This is a genomic window from Telluria sp. PB2R4, from assembly GCF_059685695.1.
Map to the genome: position 1 here is coordinate 246,875 of NZ_JCASIC010000003.1, position 19,236 is coordinate 266,110.

20 protein-coding genes are annotated in these 19,236 nt (G+C 64.1%); 15 read left to right on the forward strand and 5 right to left on the reverse strand.

Features of this window, described 5'->3' with window-relative positions; genetic code table 11:
• Positions 1-85 precede the first annotated feature (85 nt).
• The 4 genes from AC56LU_RS07215 (at position 86) to AC56LU_RS07230 (ending at position 3,182) form a co-directional block, all read left to right on the forward strand.
• Positions 86-937 carry a lysophospholipid acyltransferase family protein gene (locus tag AC56LU_RS07215; RefSeq protein WP_497174908.1) on the forward strand — a complete coding sequence of 284 codons (852 nt, stop codon included), beginning with the start codon at positions 86-88 and terminating at the stop codon, positions 935-937.
• On the forward strand, positions 934-1,797 hold the full coding sequence (locus AC56LU_RS07220; protein ID WP_497174909.1) for an LpxL/LpxP family acyltransferase: 864 nt from the start codon (positions 934-936) through the stop codon (positions 1,795-1,797). Before AC56LU_RS07215 ends, AC56LU_RS07220 begins: the two co-directional genes overlap by 4 nt.
• Before the next feature lie 51 nt (positions 1,798-1,848).
• Positions 1,849-2,700 carry a diaminopimelate epimerase gene (dapF, locus tag AC56LU_RS07225; RefSeq protein WP_497174910.1) on the forward strand — a complete coding sequence of 284 codons (852 nt, stop codon included), beginning with the start codon at positions 1,849-1,851 and terminating at the stop codon, positions 2,698-2,700.
• Between the two features lie 86 nt (positions 2,701-2,786).
• On the forward strand, positions 2,787-3,182 hold the full coding sequence (locus tag AC56LU_RS07230) for a hypothetical protein (protein ID WP_497174911.1): 396 nt from the start codon (positions 2,787-2,789) through the stop codon (positions 3,180-3,182).
• A 7-nt stretch (positions 3,183-3,189) separates the two neighbouring features.
• Here AC56LU_RS07230 and AC56LU_RS07235 read toward each other — a convergent pair whose 3' ends face one another.
• Positions 3,190-4,785: a tetratricopeptide repeat protein gene (locus tag AC56LU_RS07235; RefSeq protein ID WP_497174912.1), complete on the reverse strand. Its 1,596-nt coding sequence runs from the start codon at positions 4,783-4,785 to the stop codon at positions 3,190-3,192.
• Positions 4,786-5,131: 346 nt separating this feature from the next.
• Here AC56LU_RS07235 and AC56LU_RS07240 point away from each other — a divergent pair, with 346 nt between their 5' ends.
• From AC56LU_RS07240 to AC56LU_RS07290, 11 genes are all read left to right on the forward strand, one after another.
• Positions 5,132-6,184: a porin gene (locus AC56LU_RS07240; protein ID WP_497174913.1), complete on the forward strand. Its 1,053-nt coding sequence runs from the start codon at positions 5,132-5,134 to the stop codon at positions 6,182-6,184.
• A 213-nt stretch (positions 6,185-6,397) separates the two neighbouring features.
• Complete coding sequence (locus AC56LU_RS07245) at positions 6,398-7,678, forward strand: porin (RefSeq protein WP_497174914.1); 1,281 nt, start codon at positions 6,398-6,400, stop codon at positions 7,676-7,678.
• 108 nt (positions 7,679-7,786) lie between these two features.
• A complete protein-coding gene (locus AC56LU_RS07250; RefSeq protein WP_497174915.1) occupies positions 7,787-8,452 on the forward strand; it encodes a DUF484 family protein in 666 nt (221 codons plus the stop codon).
• A gap of 5 nt (positions 8,453-8,457) precedes the next feature.
• Positions 8,458-9,414, forward strand: coding sequence for a tyrosine recombinase XerC (gene xerC, locus AC56LU_RS07255; RefSeq protein WP_497174916.1), 957 nt, complete (start codon positions 8,458-8,460; stop codon positions 9,412-9,414).
• A 127-nt stretch (positions 9,415-9,541) separates the two neighbouring features.
• The gene (locus tag AC56LU_RS07260) at positions 9,542-10,612 is read left to right on the forward strand and encodes a CobW family GTP-binding protein (protein ID WP_497174917.1); all 1,071 of its coding nucleotides are present in this window, start codon (positions 9,542-9,544) and stop codon (positions 10,610-10,612) included.
• A 238-nt stretch (positions 10,613-10,850) separates the two neighbouring features.
• Complete coding sequence (gene dksA, locus AC56LU_RS07265) at positions 10,851-11,303, forward strand: RNA polymerase-binding protein DksA (protein WP_497174918.1); 453 nt, start codon at positions 10,851-10,853, stop codon at positions 11,301-11,303.
• A gap of 173 nt (positions 11,304-11,476) precedes the next feature.
• Positions 11,477-12,820, forward strand: a complete 1,344-nt coding sequence (locus tag AC56LU_RS07270) for an STAS domain-containing protein (RefSeq protein WP_497174919.1) — start codon at positions 11,477-11,479, stop codon at positions 12,818-12,820.
• 110 nt (positions 12,821-12,930) lie between these two features.
• Complete coding sequence (gene hslV / locus AC56LU_RS07275) at positions 12,931-13,467, forward strand: ATP-dependent protease subunit HslV (RefSeq protein WP_497174920.1); 537 nt, start codon at positions 12,931-12,933, stop codon at positions 13,465-13,467.
• Between the two features lie 14 nt (positions 13,468-13,481).
• A complete protein-coding gene (gene hslU / locus AC56LU_RS07280) occupies positions 13,482-14,819 on the forward strand; it encodes an ATP-dependent protease ATPase subunit HslU (protein WP_497175132.1) in 1,338 nt (445 codons plus the stop codon).
• 25 nt (positions 14,820-14,844) lie between these two features.
• Entirely contained in the window at positions 14,845-15,048 is a 204-nt protein-coding gene (locus AC56LU_RS07285; protein ID WP_497174921.1) for a hypothetical protein, read from the forward strand.
• 157 nt (positions 15,049-15,205) lie between these two features.
• The gene (locus AC56LU_RS07290) at positions 15,206-15,940 is read left to right on the forward strand and encodes a helix-turn-helix domain-containing protein (RefSeq protein WP_497174922.1); all 735 of its coding nucleotides are present in this window, start codon (positions 15,206-15,208) and stop codon (positions 15,938-15,940) included.
• A gap of 77 nt (positions 15,941-16,017) precedes the next feature.
• Here AC56LU_RS07290 and AC56LU_RS07295 read toward each other — a convergent pair whose 3' ends face one another.
• From AC56LU_RS07295 to AC56LU_RS07310, 4 genes are all read right to left on the reverse strand, one after another.
• Positions 16,018-16,632 carry a hypothetical protein gene (locus AC56LU_RS07295; protein WP_497174923.1) on the reverse strand — a complete coding sequence of 205 codons (615 nt, stop codon included), beginning with the start codon at positions 16,630-16,632 and terminating at the stop codon, positions 16,018-16,020.
• A gap of 135 nt (positions 16,633-16,767) precedes the next feature.
• A complete protein-coding gene (locus AC56LU_RS07300; protein ID WP_497174924.1) occupies positions 16,768-17,589 on the reverse strand; it encodes a hypothetical protein in 822 nt (273 codons plus the stop codon).
• 405 nt (positions 17,590-17,994) lie between these two features.
• Positions 17,995-18,552 carry a TMEM175 family protein gene (locus AC56LU_RS07305; protein WP_497174925.1) on the reverse strand — a complete coding sequence of 186 codons (558 nt, stop codon included), beginning with the start codon at positions 18,550-18,552 and terminating at the stop codon, positions 17,995-17,997.
• Positions 18,549-19,229, reverse strand: coding sequence for a YoaK family protein (locus AC56LU_RS07310; RefSeq protein ID WP_497174926.1), 681 nt, complete (start codon positions 19,227-19,229; stop codon positions 18,549-18,551). The genes AC56LU_RS07305 and AC56LU_RS07310 overlap by 4 nt, the downstream gene beginning before the upstream one ends.
• Positions 19,230-19,236: the final 7 nt, after the last annotated feature.

Here is a 19,236-nt window from a genome sequence, read left to right on the forward strand (position 1 = left end):
CGGATCCTGCATAAAGTGGTATTTTACGCTTCCTTTGAGAATTTTGCTCTACCAAGCCCTGCTCTCTTCAACCCTGGTCAATCGCATGTTAGTTTCTTTATTCCGTGCATTATCGGTATTTCCATTGCCGTTTTTGCATGCCCTTGGCGCAGCCCTCGGCTGGCTCGTCTATTTGTCATCCGGATCGTATCGCCGGCGCCTGCGCGCCAACCTGGCCCAGGCCGGCTATGAGGCGCACCTGAACGCGGCCGTCGCCGAAGCCGGCAAGGCCATCATCGAACTCGCTTTTGTCTGGTGCGCCGACCCGCAGCGCGTCGCCCGCCACGCCAGCGTGGAAAACTGGGAACTGGTGCAGCAGCGCCTGGATGCCGGCCGCGGCATCGTGTTCCTGACCCCGCACCTGGGCTGCTTCGAAATGACGGCGCAGCAGATCGCCCTGCAGACGGCGCTGACCGTCATGTACCGCCCGCCGCGCAAGAGCGCCCTGAAACCCCTGGTCGAAGGGGCGCGCGCGCGCCACAACCTCAAGCTGGCGCCGGCCACGCTGTCCGGCGTGCGCATCCTGGCCAAGACCCTCAAGAGCGGCGAACCGATCGGCCTGCTGCCCGACCAGGTGCCGCAGGAAGGCGAAGGCGTGTGGGCGCCGTGGTTCGGCCGCTCCGCCTACACCATGACCCTGCCTGCAAAACTGGCGCAGCTGGGCAAGGCCGATATCCTGCTGGTGTATGCCGAGCGCCTCGCGCACGGCCGCGGCTACGTGGTGCGCTTCGTGCCCTTCGAGGGCGAGCTGTCCGGCAGTGCGGCGGACCAGGCGGCCAGCATCAACCGCGCCATGGAGCAGCTGATCGCGCGCTGCCCGGCGCAGTACTTCTGGAGCTACAACCGCTACAAGCAGCCGGACGGCGTGGCCGGCCCCGAAAGCGAGGCCGCGGCATGAGGCTCCTGCTCGGTATCATGTGGCTGCTGCATTTCCTGCCGCTGCCCATCCTCGGCCGCCTCGGCGAAGCCGTCGGCAGCCTGATGTTCCGGGTCATGGGCAAACGGCGCCGCATCACCCTGACCAACCTGCGCCTGTGCATGCCCGAGAAATCCGACGGCGAGCGCCACGCGATCGCGAAGCAGCATTTCCGCGCCTACGCGCGCAGCATCTTCGAGCGTTCGATCCTGTGGTGGGCGCCGGAAGCGCGCGTGCGCAGCTATATCCACGTCGAACCAGGCGTACCGCAGGCCGAGATGGAAGCCGGCCCGACCATCCTGCTGTGCCCGCACTTCGTCTGCCTGGATGTGGCCGGCGTGGCCGCGCGCGTGATCCCGGTGTGCAGCATGTACGTGCCGCAAAAGAACGCCGACTTCGACAAGCTGCTGCGCCACGGCCGCGAGCGCTACGGCCCGGTGCGCCTGGTGACGCGCAAGGAGGGCATCAAGCCGATCCTGCGCGCGCTGCGCGACGGCCTGCCCTACTTCATGCTGCCGGACATGGATTTTGGCGAGAAAGATGCCGAGTTCGTGCCCTTCTTCGGCATCCCGGCCGCCACGCTTACCGCGCTGGGCCGCATCGCGGCCACCACCGGCGCCAAGGTGATCCCGGTGGTCGCCACTTACCTGCCGAACTACCAGGGCTGGCGTGTGCGTTTCTATCCGGCGTGGGAGAATTACCCGGGCGACGACATGGTCGAGGCGACCCGCCGCATGAACGCCTTCATCGAGGAGCGCGTGCGCGAAGCGCCGGCCGAGTACTTCTGGACCCATAAACGCTTCAAGACCCGGCCGCCGGGCGAAGCGTCGTTCTACGATTAATTAAGCTGGGCTAATCCAATCTGAATTTGGATTAGCGGAACTGAATAAGCGATGAAACTGAAATTCACCAAGATGCACGGCGCCGGCAACGACTTCATCGTCGTCGACGCGATCCACCAGGACGTGAACCTGAGCCCGGAACAGTGGCGCCGGTTGGCCGACCGCCGCTTCGGCATCGGCGCCGACCAGATCCTGGTGGTCGAGCGGCCGGTGAGCGAAGGCTGCGACTTCCGCTACCGCATCTTCAACAACGACGGCGGCGAAGTCGAGCAATGCGGCAACGGCGCGCGCGCCTTTGCCCGCTTTGTCAGCGACAAGGGGCTGTCGACAGAGCGCAGCATCCGGGTCGAGACCATGAAGGGCATGATCGCCCCGCGACTCGAGACGGATGGCAGCGTGACGGTGGACATGGGCGCGCCGCGCCTGGATCCGCTCGAGGTGCCGTTCGACAGTGCCGGCCTGGACGGCCGGGCCGAGGGTGAAGACAGCACCTGGCCGCTGCCGCTGGGCGGCAAGACCGTGTTCGTGTCGGTGGTCTCGATGGGCAATCCGCACGCGGTGCAGGTGGTGGAGAACGTCGATACCGCGCCGGTGGAGAGCATGGGCCCGGCGATCGAGACGCACCCGCGCTTCCCGAAGAAGGTCAACGCCGGCTTCATGCAGGTGGTGGACCGCCACCACATCCGCCTGCGCGTGTTCGAACGCGGCGCCGGCGAGACGCTGGCCTGCGGCACCGGCGCCTGCGCGGCGGTGGTGGCCGGCATCCGCCGCGGCCTGCTCGACTCGCCGGTGCGCGTGTCGGCGCGCGGCGGTGAGCTCAGCATCGCATGGGCCGGCGTGGACCAGCCGGTCTATCTCAGTGGGCCGGCAGTCACCGTGTTCGAAGGCGAAATCGAGCTCTAGGCCGCCGTGACATTTGGCGCACTTTGACGGCGGGACGGGGTGATATTGTTAAGCATTATCATCGGCAGCTTCGAACGACAAGCACCATGAATCGCCTCACCTGGATCGCCACCGCCGGTCTTCTCTGCGCCGCATCCACCGCCAACGCGGCCTCGCCTGAAGAAAACCGCCTCATCGGCGCCTGGCAGGAAGGGAAGTCGGGCGCGATGATGGTCTACAAAGCCGACCATCGTTTCGAGCTGCACCCGCCATGTGGTCCGAAACAGGACGATTTGCGCAAGGTGGGCCTGCCGTTTGTCCCGGGAACCTGGCAACTGAGCGACTCGGGTGAATTGACCGTGACGATCAGGGCCAGGAAACGCAGTTTCGTCACCCAGGGAAAGTTGCAGTGGACCGGCGGCCAGATGAACTGGGTAGGCAAGGATGGGCGCTTGCTGCAGAGAGCCGGCACATACAAGGGCCCCTTGCCGCCGGCATGCTGATAGCCGGCTAGGCCGCCAGGCCGATCTCGGCTGCATCGCCTTCATCGCTGCCCCTGGCAGGCGCTCCCAGCAGCGTACGCAGCCGGTACAAGCGCTGCCGATAATTTCCCTCCGGTCCCGACGGGCCGCAATCGATCCCTTCGAACAAGCGTGCAATGCGGTCGAGTGCATGGCGTTCTTGCGCCGTGTCGACCAGCACCAGCCGGCGCTTGCTGCGTCCGTAGCTGGCGCGAATATCGATCACCAGGCAATGGCCGTGGTCGGCGGCCGGCACGTCAAGCAGCAGCGCTTCGGCCCGCGACAGCCTGAACAGCGCGGCCAGCTCCAGCCGCGCATGCAGCAGCGGGTGCGCGTGCAGCGCTTCTTCGTGTCCGTCCAGCAGCTTACCGATTTCGACATAGGGCGGCGTGCCCAGGCGCGGAGCGATCTTGCGCAGCAGCGCCAGCGCCTCGGCGCTGCCCTGGGCGGCGGCCTTCTGCAACCAGTAGGCGGCGCGTACGTCATTGCTCTCGTTCTCGCGGCGCGCGCGCCAGGCATTGTGGCCACATTCGAGCTGGGCATCGCGGTAGCCCATCTCGGCCGCGCGCTCGAGGTAGCGCTGGGAATCGGCGACGTTACGCTGCGAGAACTCGGGCTTGATATAGATGCGCGACAGGGCGTACCAGGCCTGGGCCAGCCCCTGCTCGCCCGCCAGGGTCAGCCAGCGGATCGCCTTCTTGAAATTGGCGGCCCCGCCGCCGCCGGCGATGCGGCGGCCGTCGACACCCATGCGTGCGCAGCGCAGGCCCAGCGCCAGCTGGGCGTGGCGGTCGTGCTCGGCCGCGGCGAGCTCCCAGAAGCACAGCGGTTCGTCCGGCGCCAGCGCCCTGCCGTCGTGGACGGCGTCGCCCCCCTTCCCGTCTTCGTCGAGCAGGCGCGCCACGCGCGACAGGAGCGCGATGTCGCCCGGCGCCAGCCGATGGACCCCGTCGTGGCTGGCGGCCGAGCGCACGACCTCGCGCGCCAGCGGCAGCGCGCGCGCCAGGTAATCGTCCCAGTTCCCAGCGTCCCAGGCCTGGTCGAGCACGGTGGAGCGGGCCTCGGCCACGCCGCTGTCGGCCGCGCGCCGCAGCCAGCTTTGGGCCGAGACCGGCGCTGAAACGGCACCGGCAGCGGGCGGCCGCGCCGTCGCGGCATCGCGGCGGCGCGCCAGCAGCCATTGCGCGTCCGGGAAACCTGCGCGGGCGGCGTCTTCGAGCGCGTGCAGCGCCTTGTTCAGTACCGGCGCGTCCGCCGGATCGGCCTTGGGACTGCCATCGCCCAGTACCAGTTGAGCGAACACGAGCCCGGCATGCACGCTGCCATCGTCGTAGGCCCGCTCGTACCAGGGGGCGAGCGCCTGGGCGCTGGCTTGCGCCAGCGCCAGTGGAATATGGTTGCCGATCAGTTGCCAGGCCTGCCGACAATCCTGGCGGGCGGCGCGCTCGAGCCAATGCAGTGCGGTTGGCAAGCTCTGCGGCAAGCCGGCGCTGCCGAACAGGTAGAGCTTGCCCAGCTCGAGCTGGGCAGCGGGTTGCCCGGCACGTGCGTTGCGGATGATCGCCAGTTCTTCGCGGTTAGCCATCTTGCTTGTCTTGGTGTGGGATCGGTTTGACGCAAAGTCTACGGCGTCATCTGGCCCGCACCGGCGTAATCCCCGGCTTCCTTGAGGCGGCGCAAACGCGTCGGCTAGCCACATCAAAACCTATCTCTGAAGCAATTTGTTACATCCTCATGAATCGCGTTTCAAAAATACAACAACACAATTGGTTTTATTGGCTTTCGACCAACTCCGCCATTCATAATTGACAAACCCGACAATCTTGACGAGTCAAGCATTTAAGGTACAGCTAACCCGGCATGCATTTTTTTACGCCTCCATGCCTCGGATAGCTGAGATTCACCTGAGAAAAGAAAAAGGAAACACAAGCATGAAACACTCCGTCCTGGCCATCGCACTGCTTGGCGCATTCGCTGCCGGCACCGTGCACGCACAATCCTCGGTCCAGATCTACGGCACGGTCGACGCCGGCCTCATCAAGCGCAGCGGCGAAAGCCTGAATATCGGCAAGCGCGCGTCGAATACCCTCGGTTTCAAAGGCACCGAAGAACTTGGCAACGGCCTCAAGGCACTGTTCCAGCTGGAAATGCGTTACGAGCCGGACACCGGCACCCGGGAAGTCGGCGCCAACGGCAACCAGCGTCCGCTGTTCCAGGGCCAGACCCGCGTCGGCCTGCAGGGCGACTTCGGCATGGTCCGCATCGGCCGCGGCCTGACCCCGTTCCACGAAACCGTCGGCGCCTTCGAGCCCTTCCACGCTTCGCCGAGCCCGGCTGGCTTCTGGACCGACCTCGCCGTTGCCGGCTACAACTCGCAGCCGCTCGACGAGCAAGGCTATTCGGGCAACCGTTTCTCGAACGGTGTCTGGTACAACTCGCCGGTGAGCAGCGGCTTCCAGCTGAACGCCGCCATCGCCACCAAGGAAGGCGGCGGCGGCCCGGCCGTCATCGGCCGCGGCACCCCGGCAGCCCCGCAATACCCGGTGGGCGCCGAAGCGTCGGCCAACCCGTTCTCGATCACCGGCACCTACAACAACGGTCCGGCGGCCTTCATGGCCGGCTACGAGCGCAATGCCATCGAGTCGAAGGTCTGGTCGATCGGCGCGTCGTTCGCCGCCACTCCGGAACTGAAGCTGATGGGCCTGTACTCGAAGCAGGACCAGGAACACAACCGCTTCGCCAACGCCAACACCAAGGCCTGGGTGCTGGGCGCGAACTATACGATGGGCCCAGGCAAGTTCCTGGCTGGTTATGGCGAGAAGGACACCGACGGCCTGCAGACGGTCAAGCAGCTGTCGCTCGGTTACGAATACAGCCTGTCGAAGCGCACCTACCTGTACCTGGACGCATCGCGCAAGAAGGGCACCCCCGCCAATCCGTCAACCGTCAATCATTACGACGTCGGCGTGAACCACTCGTTCTAAGCCATCTGGAAAACAGGCCGCGGCCTGTCTTTCCACCGGGGCGGACATGGGCAAGCATGCCCGCCTTTTTTACCCCCTGTTCTGTAGTTTTTAAACAACGCCTGCCGGGGCGCCGCCCCGTCCTGCCTTCGTGCCCTGTACAGTGCACGGAAGCAATGGCATATTGGCAAAGCGCGTAACTAAACGCTCGTTCGCAAATAATTTGGAGACCCAATGAAGAAAAGTATCCTGGCCGCGCTGCTCGGCACCTGTTTCGCAACCTCGGCCTTCGCGCAGACCAGCGTGCAGATCTACGGCATCGCCGACGCCGGCATCATGTGGCAAAAAGGCGGCCCGACCAAGATCTACAGCGGCGGCGCCGACGGCTCGCGCATCGGTTTCAAGGGCACCGAGGATCTCGGTAACGGCTACAAGGCCATCTTCAATCTCGAAGCGCGCGTCGAACTCGACACCGGCACCCAGCAGCCGACCCTGATGAACGACAATCCGGGCACCTACCTGCTGCGCGGCATGACCGGCATCCCGCCTGCGATCCTGTCGCGCCTGCAGACCCTGATCCAGCCGCCGGGCGGCCCGGCCGTCAACCAGGAACGCGCGCTGTTCGACCGCACCGCGATGGTCGGCCTGATCACGCCGGTGGGCGCCGTCCTGCTGGGCCGCATGTACACCCCGGGCTATGAAGTCTTCAACAAGGCCGACACCTTCGAATCGGGCACCGGCGGCACCTGGGGCCACGTGACCGGCGGCACCGCCGGCTTCACCGCGCTGGGCGCAGACATCCGCTCGCAGGAAGCCATCCAGTACCGCATCGCCCTGCCGAACGGCATCGGCGGTTCGCTGATGTACGGCCCGAAGGGCTCGGGCTACCTGGGCCGCTACAACAAGTTCCGCGCCGGCGCCGTCACCTATACGGCCAACGGCTTCGACGTCGGTATCGGCTACAACCACGGCTACGACCAGCAGAACCGTCCGAGCCTGCGCACCACCACCGTGGGCGGTTCCTACCAGCTGAACGAGACCTGGAAACTGTTCGCCGGCTTCCACAGCCAGCGCAACAGCAACTCGGTCCTGATCGCCGACTACACCGCCGGCTGGGACGCGGGCGTGACGCCGGTCCTGGCGGCACAGGGCATCCCGGCTGCGACCCAGGCTGCGCTGCGCGGCATCTTCACGCGCGCAATCTCGGCCAACACCCAGCAAGACGCCAACAGCCATCAGGTCGGCGTGCACTTCAAGGTAGGCAGCGGCCGCATCATGGCCCAGTACGCGCACCAGAACGACCGTACCGCGACCGACAGCGACGCCAACCTGTACGCGATCGGCTACGACCACTTCCTGTCGAAGCGCACCGACCTGTACACCGTCGCGTCCTTCATCAAGAACGACGGCCTGGCCCAGTACTCGCCGGGCACCTCGGGCAACCCGGGTGGCTTCACCAAGTCGCCGGGCGAAGACGGCCGCGCGCTCCAAATTGGCATTCGCCACCGCTTCTAAAGCGCTGCCAGTTCCAGAAGACGCCCTGCGGGGCGTCTTTTTTTATGTCTGCCGACTTCTAGCCGTCAGGTAAAATGACGGACGAACTTTTCTCACTTTGCCCATTTCATGACCACCGAAACGCTGGACGCCAACGCCGTTGCCCAATACCTCATCGACCACCCGCAATTCTTCGAGGTGCACGCCGGCCTGCTGGGCGAAGTGAAGCTGTCGAGCCCGCTGACCGGCCGGGCCGTGTCGCTGCAGGAGCGCCAGATGGAGGTCATGCGCGACAAGTACCGCATCCTCGAGCTGCGCCTGGCCGAGCTGACCCGGCGCGCCGAGGAAAACCACGCGATCGCCAACCGCTTCCACGCCTGGAACCAGGCCTTGCTCGCATCCAGCGGCGGCGCCGCCATGGCGCGCGACCTGGTCGACGCGCTGCGCACCGAATTCATGGTGCCGCAGGTCACGCTGCGCCTGTGGAACCTGGCGCCCGAGCATGCGGATGCCTGGTTCGCCAGCGGCGTGTCGGACGATGCCCGCCTGTTCGCGGCCAGCCTGCGCGCCCCCTACTGCGGCCTGAACAACGACTTCGAGGCGGTGCGTTGGCTCGACGACCCGGCCGCGGTGCGCTCGACCGTCCTGATGCCGCTGGGCGCCGGCGGCAAGACCTTCGGCCTGCTGGTGCTGGGCGCCCCGGACGATGAGCGCTTCACCGCGACCATGGCGACCGACTTCCTGGTCCACATCGCGGCCACCGCCAGCACCGCGCTGGCGCCGCTGCGCGGCTGAGCACCATGGCGGCGCAGGCTCGGCTCGACTCGGCTTGGCCCGCACGCTACCTGGGCGAGCTGGCCACCCAGCGCCAGCTGTCGCCGCACACCGTCGCGGCCTACCGGCGCGACCTGCAGGAACTCGCCCTGCTTGCCGGCCACGAAGACTGGCCGAAACTGACCCACCACGACATCCGCCGCTTCGCCGCAAAACTGCACGCCGGCGGCCAGTCGGCGCGCTCGATCGCGCGCAAGCTGTCCGGCTGGCGCGGCTTCTACGACTGGCTGGCGCGCCAGGTGACGCTGGGCGCCAACCCGGTCGACGGCGTGCGCGCCCCGCGCCGTCCGAAGACGCTGCCCAAGGCCCTGTCGGTCGATGACGCGGTGCAGTTGATGGAAGCCAATGCCAAAGGCCACGCCGAGCCGGCCGAATTGTGCGACCGCGCCATGTTCGAACTGCTGTATTCGAGCGGCCTGCGGGTGTCGGAACTCGCCGGTCTCGACGTGGTCTATACCGAAGGCGGCAATGGCATGCATGGCACGCCCACCCCGTCGCTCGGTTGGATCGATCTGCAGGCCGGCGAAGTGGTCGTCACCGGCAAGGGCCGGCGCATGCGGCGGGTGCCCGTCGGCGGGCCGGCGCGCACGGCGCTGTCCGCCTGGCTGGCGGTGCGTCCCGGCGCCCGCGACGGCAGTGCCGCGCTGTTCCTGTCAAACCGCGGCACGCGCATCACGCCGCGCGTCGTGCAGACCCGCCTGAAGGCGCATGCGCTGCGCGCGGGCACCCCGGTGCACGTTCATCCGCACGTGCTGCGCCATTCGTTCGCCTCGCACGTGCTGCAATCGTCGGGCGACCTGCGCGCGGTGCAGGAGCTGCTCGGGCATGCGAGCATTACCTCGACCCAGATCTACACGGCGCTCGATTTCCAGCACCTGGCGGCTGTTTACGACAAGGCCCATCCGCGGGCCAAGACGAAGTAGGCCGGCAGATCGCGAGATGCTGAGCTACGTCAAGACGTAGCACGGTTGATGGTGACATTGCACGAAATCCGGCATAATCGCCCGATTCTTCCGCCCTGATGCGGACCCAAGCGACAGCAAAGCGAACATGGAACCTATCCCAAGCACCATCCTCACCGGCTTCCTCGGTGCGGGCAAGACCACCCTCCTCAACCGCATCCTGCACGAGGAGCACGGCCTGCGCATCGCCGTCATCGAGAACGAATTCGGTCAGGAAAATATCGACAACGAAATCCTGGTGCGCGACACCGGCGAGCAGATCGTCGAGATGAACAATGGCTGCATCTGCTGCACCGTGCGCGGCGACCTGATCGTCGCGCTGACGAATCTGGCGCAGAAGCGCGCCGCCGGCGAGATCGCCTTCGATCGCGTGGTGATCGAGACCACCGGCCTGGCCAACCCGGGCCCGGTGGCACAAACTTTCTTCGTGGACGAAGAAGTGGGCGCTAACTACATGCTAGACGCCGTGGTGACCGTGGTCGACGCGCGTCATGCGATGGACCAGCTGGACCGCCACGAGGAAGCCCAGCGCCAGGTCGGTTTCGCCGACAAGATCCTGCTCTCGAAGACCGACCTGGTCGACGCCGCCACGGTCGATGCATTGCGCTCGCGCCTGCACCGCATCAATCCGCGCGCCCCGATCTCGACGAGCGACTTCGGCCGCGCGCCGATTTCGGAAGTGCTGGACCTGCGCGGCTTCAACCTGAACGACAAGCTGGAACTCGATCCGGACTTCCTGCGCGCCGAAGAAGGCCATGATCACGCTCATGAGCATGACCATGAGCACGGCGAACACTGCGCCCATGACCACGTCCATGACGAAGCATGCGCGCACCAGGATCACCATCACAGCCACCACACCGACGACATCGCCGCCTTCGTCTTCAAGAGCGAGCGCGCCTTCGATCCGGAACGGCTCGACCAGTTCCTGGGCAGCATGGTGCAGGTCTTCGGTCCGCAGATGCTGCGCTACAAGGGCGTGCTGTCCATGGAAGGCGCCGAGCGCAAGGTCGTGTTCCAGGGCGTGCATCAAATCATGGGCAGCGACCTGGGCGCAAAGTGGGGCGAAGACGAAATCCGTGGCAGTAAAATGGTGTTTATTGGTAAAAATTTACCAAAAGACGTATTTATCAGCGGACTCGAACAGTGTTTGGTATAAACTACATCAGTTTTGCGGGCGCGTCCGGGCCCGCCTGACGACCTGCCGCGACAGTTGGCAGGACGGGCGCCATGCGCATCCGGGCATCGTCCCACCCGCCGGTTGCATGCGGGCCAGGACAGGCAGTGAAGGACGGCGGTCGCCGTCCGGGCAGCGGCTCGCGCAGGAGCACCTGTTGCCAGGGTGTTAATGCTGAGTTTGCTGCTAAAATGAAAACCTCTGTCGTATCGAAGGCATCATGACTAAAACAACGAAACCGAATACCGCCGCGCAGCTCGAAGAACGCCTTCTGACGGAAGAAGAAATTCGGGCGATGAGCGACGACGACTACATGAATCCGGCACAGCTGGCGTTCTTCCGCAACCGCCTGCAGGAGCTCGAAAAGGAACTGCTGAAGAATGCCGGCGAGACCACCGAACACCTGCGCGAAACCGTGCTGGTGCCGGACCCTGCCGATCGCGCGACCATCGAAGAAGAACACGCGCTCGAACTGCGCACCCGCGACCGCGAACGCAAGTTGCTCAAGAAGGTCCAGCAATCGCTGCAGGCCATCGACAACGGCGAATATGGCTGGTGCGACGAAACCGGCGAACCGATCGGCGTGGCACGCCTGATCGCCCGCCCGACCGCGACCCTGTCGCTGGAAGCCCAGCAGCGCCGCGAACTCAAGCAAAAGCTGTACGGCGACTGATTCCCGTCCGCCTCCCACCGAAAAAAGCATGCACCGCAGGGCGCATGCTTTTTTCTTTTGTGCGCGGCAATCACTGTCGTGCAGCTGTTTTCGTTTCCGGTGGGATACACTGATGGTATGCATGCTGGCGACGCGTGTGCGCAGCACACGTCAAGCGCAGCCGTGCTACCGTCATGCTCGTTGCTGACCTGTTCATTCATCCGCCGGGGACCATGGGGCTGTTCTCCTTCCTGAAGAAAAAGAGCGACGCACCGGTCGAGGACGCATCTGCTTCGTTCCTCGCGGTCGACACGCGCCTGCGCGCGGGCGAACCGTCGCGCCTCGACAGTGAAGCTGAACGCGAGCGCCAGCGCGCCATCGCACGCGCCACTGCCGCCAAGATCGACGAGATCGAGCTGGAAATGACATCCGCCATCTTCGACGACGAGCCGGCCTGGGGCAGCGCGGCGCGCCGTCCGGCCGCGCTGGCGGCGGCCCCGCTGCACGACACGAGCGCCGACAGCAGCGCCGACAGCAGCGCCGACGCGCTGCCCGAGGCCGCCGTGCCGGCCACCGCACCGGCCGTCGAGGAAAGCGCCATCCTGTACGCCAACGGCCAGGCCGCCGCCGCCGAAAGCCTGCTGCGCGACAGCCTGGCCGGTTTCGGCCAGGCCGAGCGCCTGCCCTGGTGGATGCTCTTCGACCTCTACCAGGCCACCGGACAGGAAGCCCGCTTCGAGAGCATCGCCATCGACTACGCCAGCCATTTCGAGACGTCGCCGCCGGCCTGGCAGCCGCTCGCCCCGAGCCAGGACCCACCCCGGCCGGCCGGGGTGGATGCCAGCGAAAGCCTGGGTCCCGCACTCGACGCCGGCATCGCCCCGCAGCTGCAGCGCCTGCTCGCCGCCGAGGCGCCGCTGGTGCGCGTCGACCTCGGCACGGTGCGCAGCGCCGATGCCGAAGGCTGCGCCCTGCTGTTGAAGGCGCTGCAATCGCTGCGCATGACCGGGCGCGAGCTGGTGCTGGCCGGCGCCGACACCCTGATGGCGACGCTGCGCCCCATGCTGGCGGTGGGCGAGCGCGCCGCTGGCGAAGCGCCCTGGCTGCTGCTGCTCGAACTGCTGCTGCTGTCGAACCGCGAGAAAGACTTCGAGGAATCGGCGATGGATTACTGCGTCACCTTCGAGGTGTCGCCACCGTCGTTCGAGACGCCACGGCACGTCTCGACCGCCGCAGCGGCCCCGGTGGCCGGCGACCGCTTCGTGCTGCCCGCGCTCGCGCTGGGCGACTGCAGTGCGCTGCTGGATGCGATCGACGCTTATGCCGCCCAGCGCGAGCTGCTGGTGCTCGATTGCGCACGCCTGGCGCGCATGGACTATGCCTGCGCCACCGCGCTGCAGGGCCGGCTGCGCCTGCAGTCGGAGGCGGGACGCCGGGTCGAGCTGCGCGAACTGAACCACCTGGTGGCCGCCCTTCTCCGCCTGCTGGGCTATGCGCACGACGATAGCGCGATCCGTCTTTATCCGCATCGCTACTAAAATCCGGTCCTGAGACCGGTTTTCCTGCTCTACAGTTTTTGGCCGCGCTCGTCTTGCAATTTTGTGCACCCACCCCATCTGCGGGGTGCTAGACAACCACGAGGCTTAAAATGGAACAATTTCACGGCACCACCATCGTCAGTGTGAGGCGCGGCAGCCAGGTCGCGCTGGGCGGCGATGGTCAGGTCACGCTGGGCAACGTCGTCATGAAGGGCTCGGCGCGCAAGGTGCGTACCCTGTACCAGGGCAAGGTCCTGTGCGGATTTGCCGGCGCCACCGCCGACGCCTTTACCCTGCTCGACCGCTTCGAAGCCAAGCTCGAGAAGCACCAGGGGAACCTGCTGCGCGCCTCGGTCGAGCTGGCCAAGGACTGGCGCACCGACCGCATGCTGAGCAAGCTGGAAGCCATGTTGCTGGTCGCCGACCGCGAATCGACCCTGATCATCACCGGCAACGGCGACGTGCTCGAGCCGACCGACGGCCTGGGCGCCATCGGCTCGGGCGGCGTGTACGCCCAGTCGGCCGCCAAGGCCCTGTTTGAAAACACCGAGATGTCCCCGGCGGAGATCGTCAAGAAGTCGCTTACCATCGCGGGCGAGCTGTGCATCTACACCAATCTGAACCACATCATCGAGACCCTGGAATGAACCAGTCCCCCATCATGAACATGACGCCGCCCGAGATCGTCTCGGAACTGGACAAGCACGTGGTCGGCCAGGGCAAGGCCAAGCGCGCGGTCGCGATCGCGCTGCGCAACCGCTGGCGCCGCCAGCAGGTCGAGGAACCGCTGCGCCACGAGATCACCCCGAAAAACATCCTGATGATCGGCCCGACCGGCGTCGGCAAGACCGAGATCGCACGCCGCCTGGCCAAGCTGGCCGATGCGCCCTTCATCAAGATCGAGGCGACCAAGTTTACCGAGGTCGGCTACGTCGGCCGCGACGTCGACACCATCATCCGCGACCTGATCGACATCGGCGTCAAGCAGACCCGCGCCAGCGAACAGAAGAAGGTGCGCCAGCGCGCCGAGGATGCGGCCGAAGACCGCGTCATCGACATCCTGGTGCCGCCGGCGCGCGACTTCGGCTTCAACACCGGCAACGGCGTCGACGCCAAGGAAGGCGACACCACCCGCCAGACTTTCCGCAAGCGCCTGCGCGAAGGCTCGCTGGACGACCGGGAAATCGAGATCGACGTGGCCGATGCGGCCCCGCAGATGGAAATCATGGCGCCGCCGGGCATGGAAGAAATGACCGAGCAGATCAAGTCGATGTTCGCAGGCGTCGGCAACGCGCGCAAGAAGCCGCGCAAGATGAAGATCAAGGAGGCGATGAAGCTGCTGGTCGACGAGGAAGCCGCCAAGCTCGTCAACGAGGATGAGCTGAAGCAGAAGGCGATCGCCAACGTCGAACAGAACGGCATCGTGTTCCTGGACGAGATCGACAAGATCGCCACCCGTTCCGAACACGGCGGCGCCGACGTCTCGCGCGCCGGCGTGCAGCGCGACCTGCTGCCGCTGGTCGAGGGCACCACGGTGAACACCAAGTACGGCATGATCAAGACCGACCACATCCTGTTCATCGCCTCGGGTGCGTTCCACTTATCAAAACCTTCGGACCTGATTCCGGAACTGCAGGGCCGCTTCCCGATCCGCGTCGAACTGGAATCGCTGTCGATCGAAGACTTCAAGAGCATCCTGACCTCGACCGACGCCAGCCTGACCAAGCAGTACGAAGCGCTGCTCGCCACCGAAGGCGTGACAGTGGACTTCACCGGCGAAGGCATCCACCGCCTGGCCGAGATCGCGTTCTCGGTCAACGAGCGCACCGAGAACATCGGCGCACGCCGCCTGTACACGGTGATGGAAAAGCTGCTGGAAGAAGTCTCGTTCACGGCCGGCCTCAACCAGGAGCAGACGGTGACCATCGACGCGGCCTACGTCAACGCACGGCTGGACGCGCTCGCGGTCAACGAGGACCTGTCAAGGTACGTGCTGTAATTATCTGAAAGAAGGAGGACTGGCGATGGCGAACAAGGCACTGGCGACGCGGCAGAAAATGCGGCTGCGGATAGAGCCGTCCCAGACCTTCGGCAAGCCGCGCAACCCGATCGCGGCGCTTGCCAAGGCCAGGTCGGCCGGGGCCCACGCCAAGCCGCTCTCGAGCGAACGGCAGGAGGCCAAGCGCATGTTGAAGAAGGCCAAACTGGTCGCGGACGAGAATGACTGACTGAACAAGCCACCTCCCCCAATCGATTCCCCTTGGCGGGCCGCGCAAGCGTGCCCGCCTTTTTTACGTCCGTGTGCCTGCCCCCTCCGCCTGGCGATCTTGCCTGCGCAAGCGTTCACAGGTACATTCACTCGACATTACTGAACACAGGAAATCCATGAGCTCACCCGAACAGGTCCTCGACGTCCTGCGCGCCGAAATGCGCACCGCCAGCATCACCTACAAGGACCTGGCGACGCGCATCGGCGTGAGCGAATCGAGCGTCAAGCGCATGTTCGGGCAAAAGGACATGGCCCTGTCGCGCCTGGCCCAGATCTGCCATGTGACCGGCATCGCACTGGAAGACGTATTGCGCCGCGCCGCAGACGCCCGCCCACAGGCCGACGCCCTGACCCTGCCGCAGGAGACCTCGCTGGTGGCCAACCCGCGCCTGCTCCTGATGGCGATCTGCTGCCTCGGGTACTGGAGCCTGGAACAGGTGACCGAGACCTACCGCCTCACCGAACCGGAATGCATCACCTTGCTGACCCAGCTCGACCGGCTCGGGCTGATCGAGCTCAAACCCTTGAACCGCTACAGCCTTCGGGTCTCGAACGCCTTCCGCTGGCTGCCGGATGGCCCTGTGCAGCGCTTCTTCCGCGAGCACGTGGTGGAGGATTACTTCGCCGGCGGCTTCGACCGCCCGGGCGAAGCGCTGATGTGCCTGCCAGCACGCTTGTCCAGCGCCAGTGCGCAGGAACTGGCCCAGAAGATCGAACAGCTGGCCGGCGAACTGGCGCGCCTGCACCGCAACGACCGGCGCCTGCCCACGCAGGAGCGCGATGGCTATACGCTGCTGCTGGGCTTCAGGTCGTGGGAGTTTGCGGCGTTCACGGCCTTGCGGCGCGGGTAAGCCCCATCTATCTTGCAGCCATTCTCACCGAATTGAAGGCTTCGACAGGTGGGACTCTGGTAGGTGCCATGAAACCATCAAATGCTGAACACATAGTTGAAGAGCATGACCACTACGGCTCCACTAATGATCGCAAGTAGGCGAAGCGCCATCATCAAGCGAGCATTTCCCATATATTGGTGCGAGAACTTCCGGTCAGGCCGCTCCTGGTAAAGACAGAGGGAACCAGGGCCATGGCCTCCCGACGGAACGACAAGAAAAGGCTTGCGCAGAAGCTCCCATGCATCCATCGGCCAAAACAATACCGCCTTGGCAAGTTTTGGCGCTTGAGCAAGCCAGTAGCGCCGAGCGCTGTTCCGGAAATTGTGCAGAACGATCCAGGGATGCTTAAAGTCGATTTCAGCTTGCCTGTACACGACGCGGGCGACAACGAAGGCGAACGTGAAATAGATGATGAACACATCCTTTCCCCAGGCCGGCAGACTGTAGGGAAGCCAGATCAGCAATACATCAACACAAGTGTGGAAAACCACTTGATACGTCTTCAAAATATTCGCCAGAAGCTGCCCCAGCGGTAATTCGTACAAGTCCACTACGAAGCGCACTGTCGACAGGACCGCCATGACGAGGGTAATTTTCGCAACAACGCCCTTGACGGCGAACTCATATGCTTTTTTGAGCTCTGGATCCATAAACCCGATTTTCGTTTGACAACATTTTCATCATATCCGCGCCACGATGACTTGCTCACCCAAGTTTGGATGAATCAATTGCCCTCATATTGATACCCTGCCCGGATCCTGATCCATGACAGGATCAAGCGCTCGTCAAATTTTGAAGCACGGGACGCCGCTTTCCGTTGGACATAATCCAAGGACGGAGTTGGATGCATATTTCTTCCGCCGGACAGCCGCATCGACAAAACGTCCCGATGCCATGTGAATAGGCGTGGGCTGATAAGGTATCTCGATTGCAAATGCCGTGTTTGGTACATCTTCAAATTTAACGTTATGTGCTTTCTTGTAGAGGAAAATGACCAATCCGTCCTCTTTGGATCCAATTACGTCCACATGCACCGTACCCTTTGGTGTCTCCAGGAACGATGAGGTAGCGACTGCCGAAGCATTTTCAAACGAGAGATATGCGGTTGCGTTCTTGCCCTTCCCGGTCTTGACCGCTATCGCCTTTGGAGCGTGCTGGTAAGTCGCAGCGAGGAATATCGAAATTCCCTTATAAATCTTCGGAGCAGCACCATGATTCCCGAATACCGAATTCGCGCCGGTCTTTGCAAGCATGGGAAGTCGAATGGCACTATGCACATAGTTGTCAGACGTGTTTGCGTCCAATCGTATCGCAACGATAGAAAATTCAATCTTGTCGTCAAGGAGAAGATCGAAATCATCCAGGACTGCGTCGAGCGTTTCAACCTTTTCATTGCTCGCATACTTCAGTTCGATTTTTCTTCCAAAAACTTTTATGTCCCCATGCCCCGATCGGGTCGAAGGTATCTCCACGTTATTCGGAGAAATGAATTCATATAATGAAGAGCAAACCACCTGACGAAAATTATCCTCGTCTTTCGTTGACCGCGTCCACCTGGTATTCTCCAGTGTTTTAAGCAACACGCTATGCAATTCGGATTTGTACACTGGACCCCTCGAATTCGATATTTAACCTCAGACACTGCGACGCCTTGCCGAGCGCAGAAACATGCGAACGGCAAGCATTATTCAAGCCGCAAACCTTGCAACAGGGATAAGTGTAAAGCTACCACGCGTGCATTGGCAAGCAAGCCAGCATGCTTTTTTCGAATCTTCCCGCCCAACCTCATTTTGGCAATCCGCAGGCCCGTGCAATTGCCAAATAATGCAATGCGGATTTTTCGATTATCGATAATTGAATACTACCCGGTATGCCGGCAATACATTATCCACACCATTCCGGCGCAATGAAATATTCAAATCGAATATCCGCATTTTCCTGTGTACACGAGCTCGGCTATCGCGACAAGCGTGATAGAGCGTAGTGATGCTTTCTGTTGAAACAAGGCGCTCTCAGGCCGGTTCCCGGCTCCGGCGTCCTTCCGGCATCAGCCACAGCAGCGCCAGCACCACATGCACCGCCGCCCCGAGCGGCGCATACCACAGCGACAGCCCGATCGCCAGCGCATACAGCACGATCGACAGCCGGTTCTTGCGGCTGCCCCAGGACACCGCATGGCCGGTTTCCACGTCCAGCCGCCAGGACAGCAGCAGGAAGGAAATCGAGCACAGCAGCAGCACTGCGCCGTACAGCGCACCCGGCACCGCGGCGAAGGGATTCTCGCCGGCCCAGGCCGTCACGTAGGGAATCAGCGACATCCAGAACAGCAGGTGCAGGTTGGCCCACAGGGCGGCGCCGTCGACCGTCTTCACCCGGTCGAGCAGCGCGTGGTGGTTGACCCAGTAGATACCCACGTAGACAAAGCTGAGCGCGTAGCGCAGCCAGCCGGGCAGCACCTCGGCCAGGCTGGCTGCGGCCGTGTCATGCGGGGGCTTCAGTTCCAGCACCATGATGGTGATGATGATCGCGATCACGCCGTCGCTGAATGCTTCCAGCCGGTTCTTCTTCATGGCGCAGCCGGCTCCGGCAGTACCAGGTGCAGGCAAAGGATCGCGCAAGGCACGACCAGCGCCACGAAGCCGAAGGCGCGGTAGGCAAAGGCGGCGGCGGCACAGCCCAGCGCAAAGGCCAGCACCGGCCAGAAGAACTTGGCGCAGCGCGCCCTGGTTGCCGCGTCGGCGGCGCCGCGCAGGCGGTCGACCGTGTCGATCACGAGCTGGGTGACGTTCCCGGTCATCATCGAGGTCGGCGCCAGGTGCGTCAGCAACAGCTTGCTGGCGGCGCTGTGTGCGCCCATCGCTGCGGCGCCCAGCAGGCCGGCTGCCATTGCCAGCGCACCGACGCTGTTGCCGACCGGCTCGGCCAGCATGCCGCAGGCCATGAAGCCCAGCAGCAGCACCAGTTGAAGAGAATAGGACGGCTTGACTGCAGACGTGGCGCGCCGCTCGCAGCGGGCCACCAGCAGCCGGCTCGCGGCCACGCCCAGGATGAAAGCCGGAAAGGCCAGCAGTTTCAACAACGAGGGCGTCTGCGCCGGGTCGGCCAGCGACACCGCGATCAGCACGAAGTTGCCGGTGACGTGGGCGGTGAACAGGCCGAACAGGGCGACGAAGCCGAGGGTGTCGACATAACCGGCCAGGAAGCCCATGCCGATGCCCTGAAGCCGCTGGAAGTGTGGAGTCGTCATTCCAGGT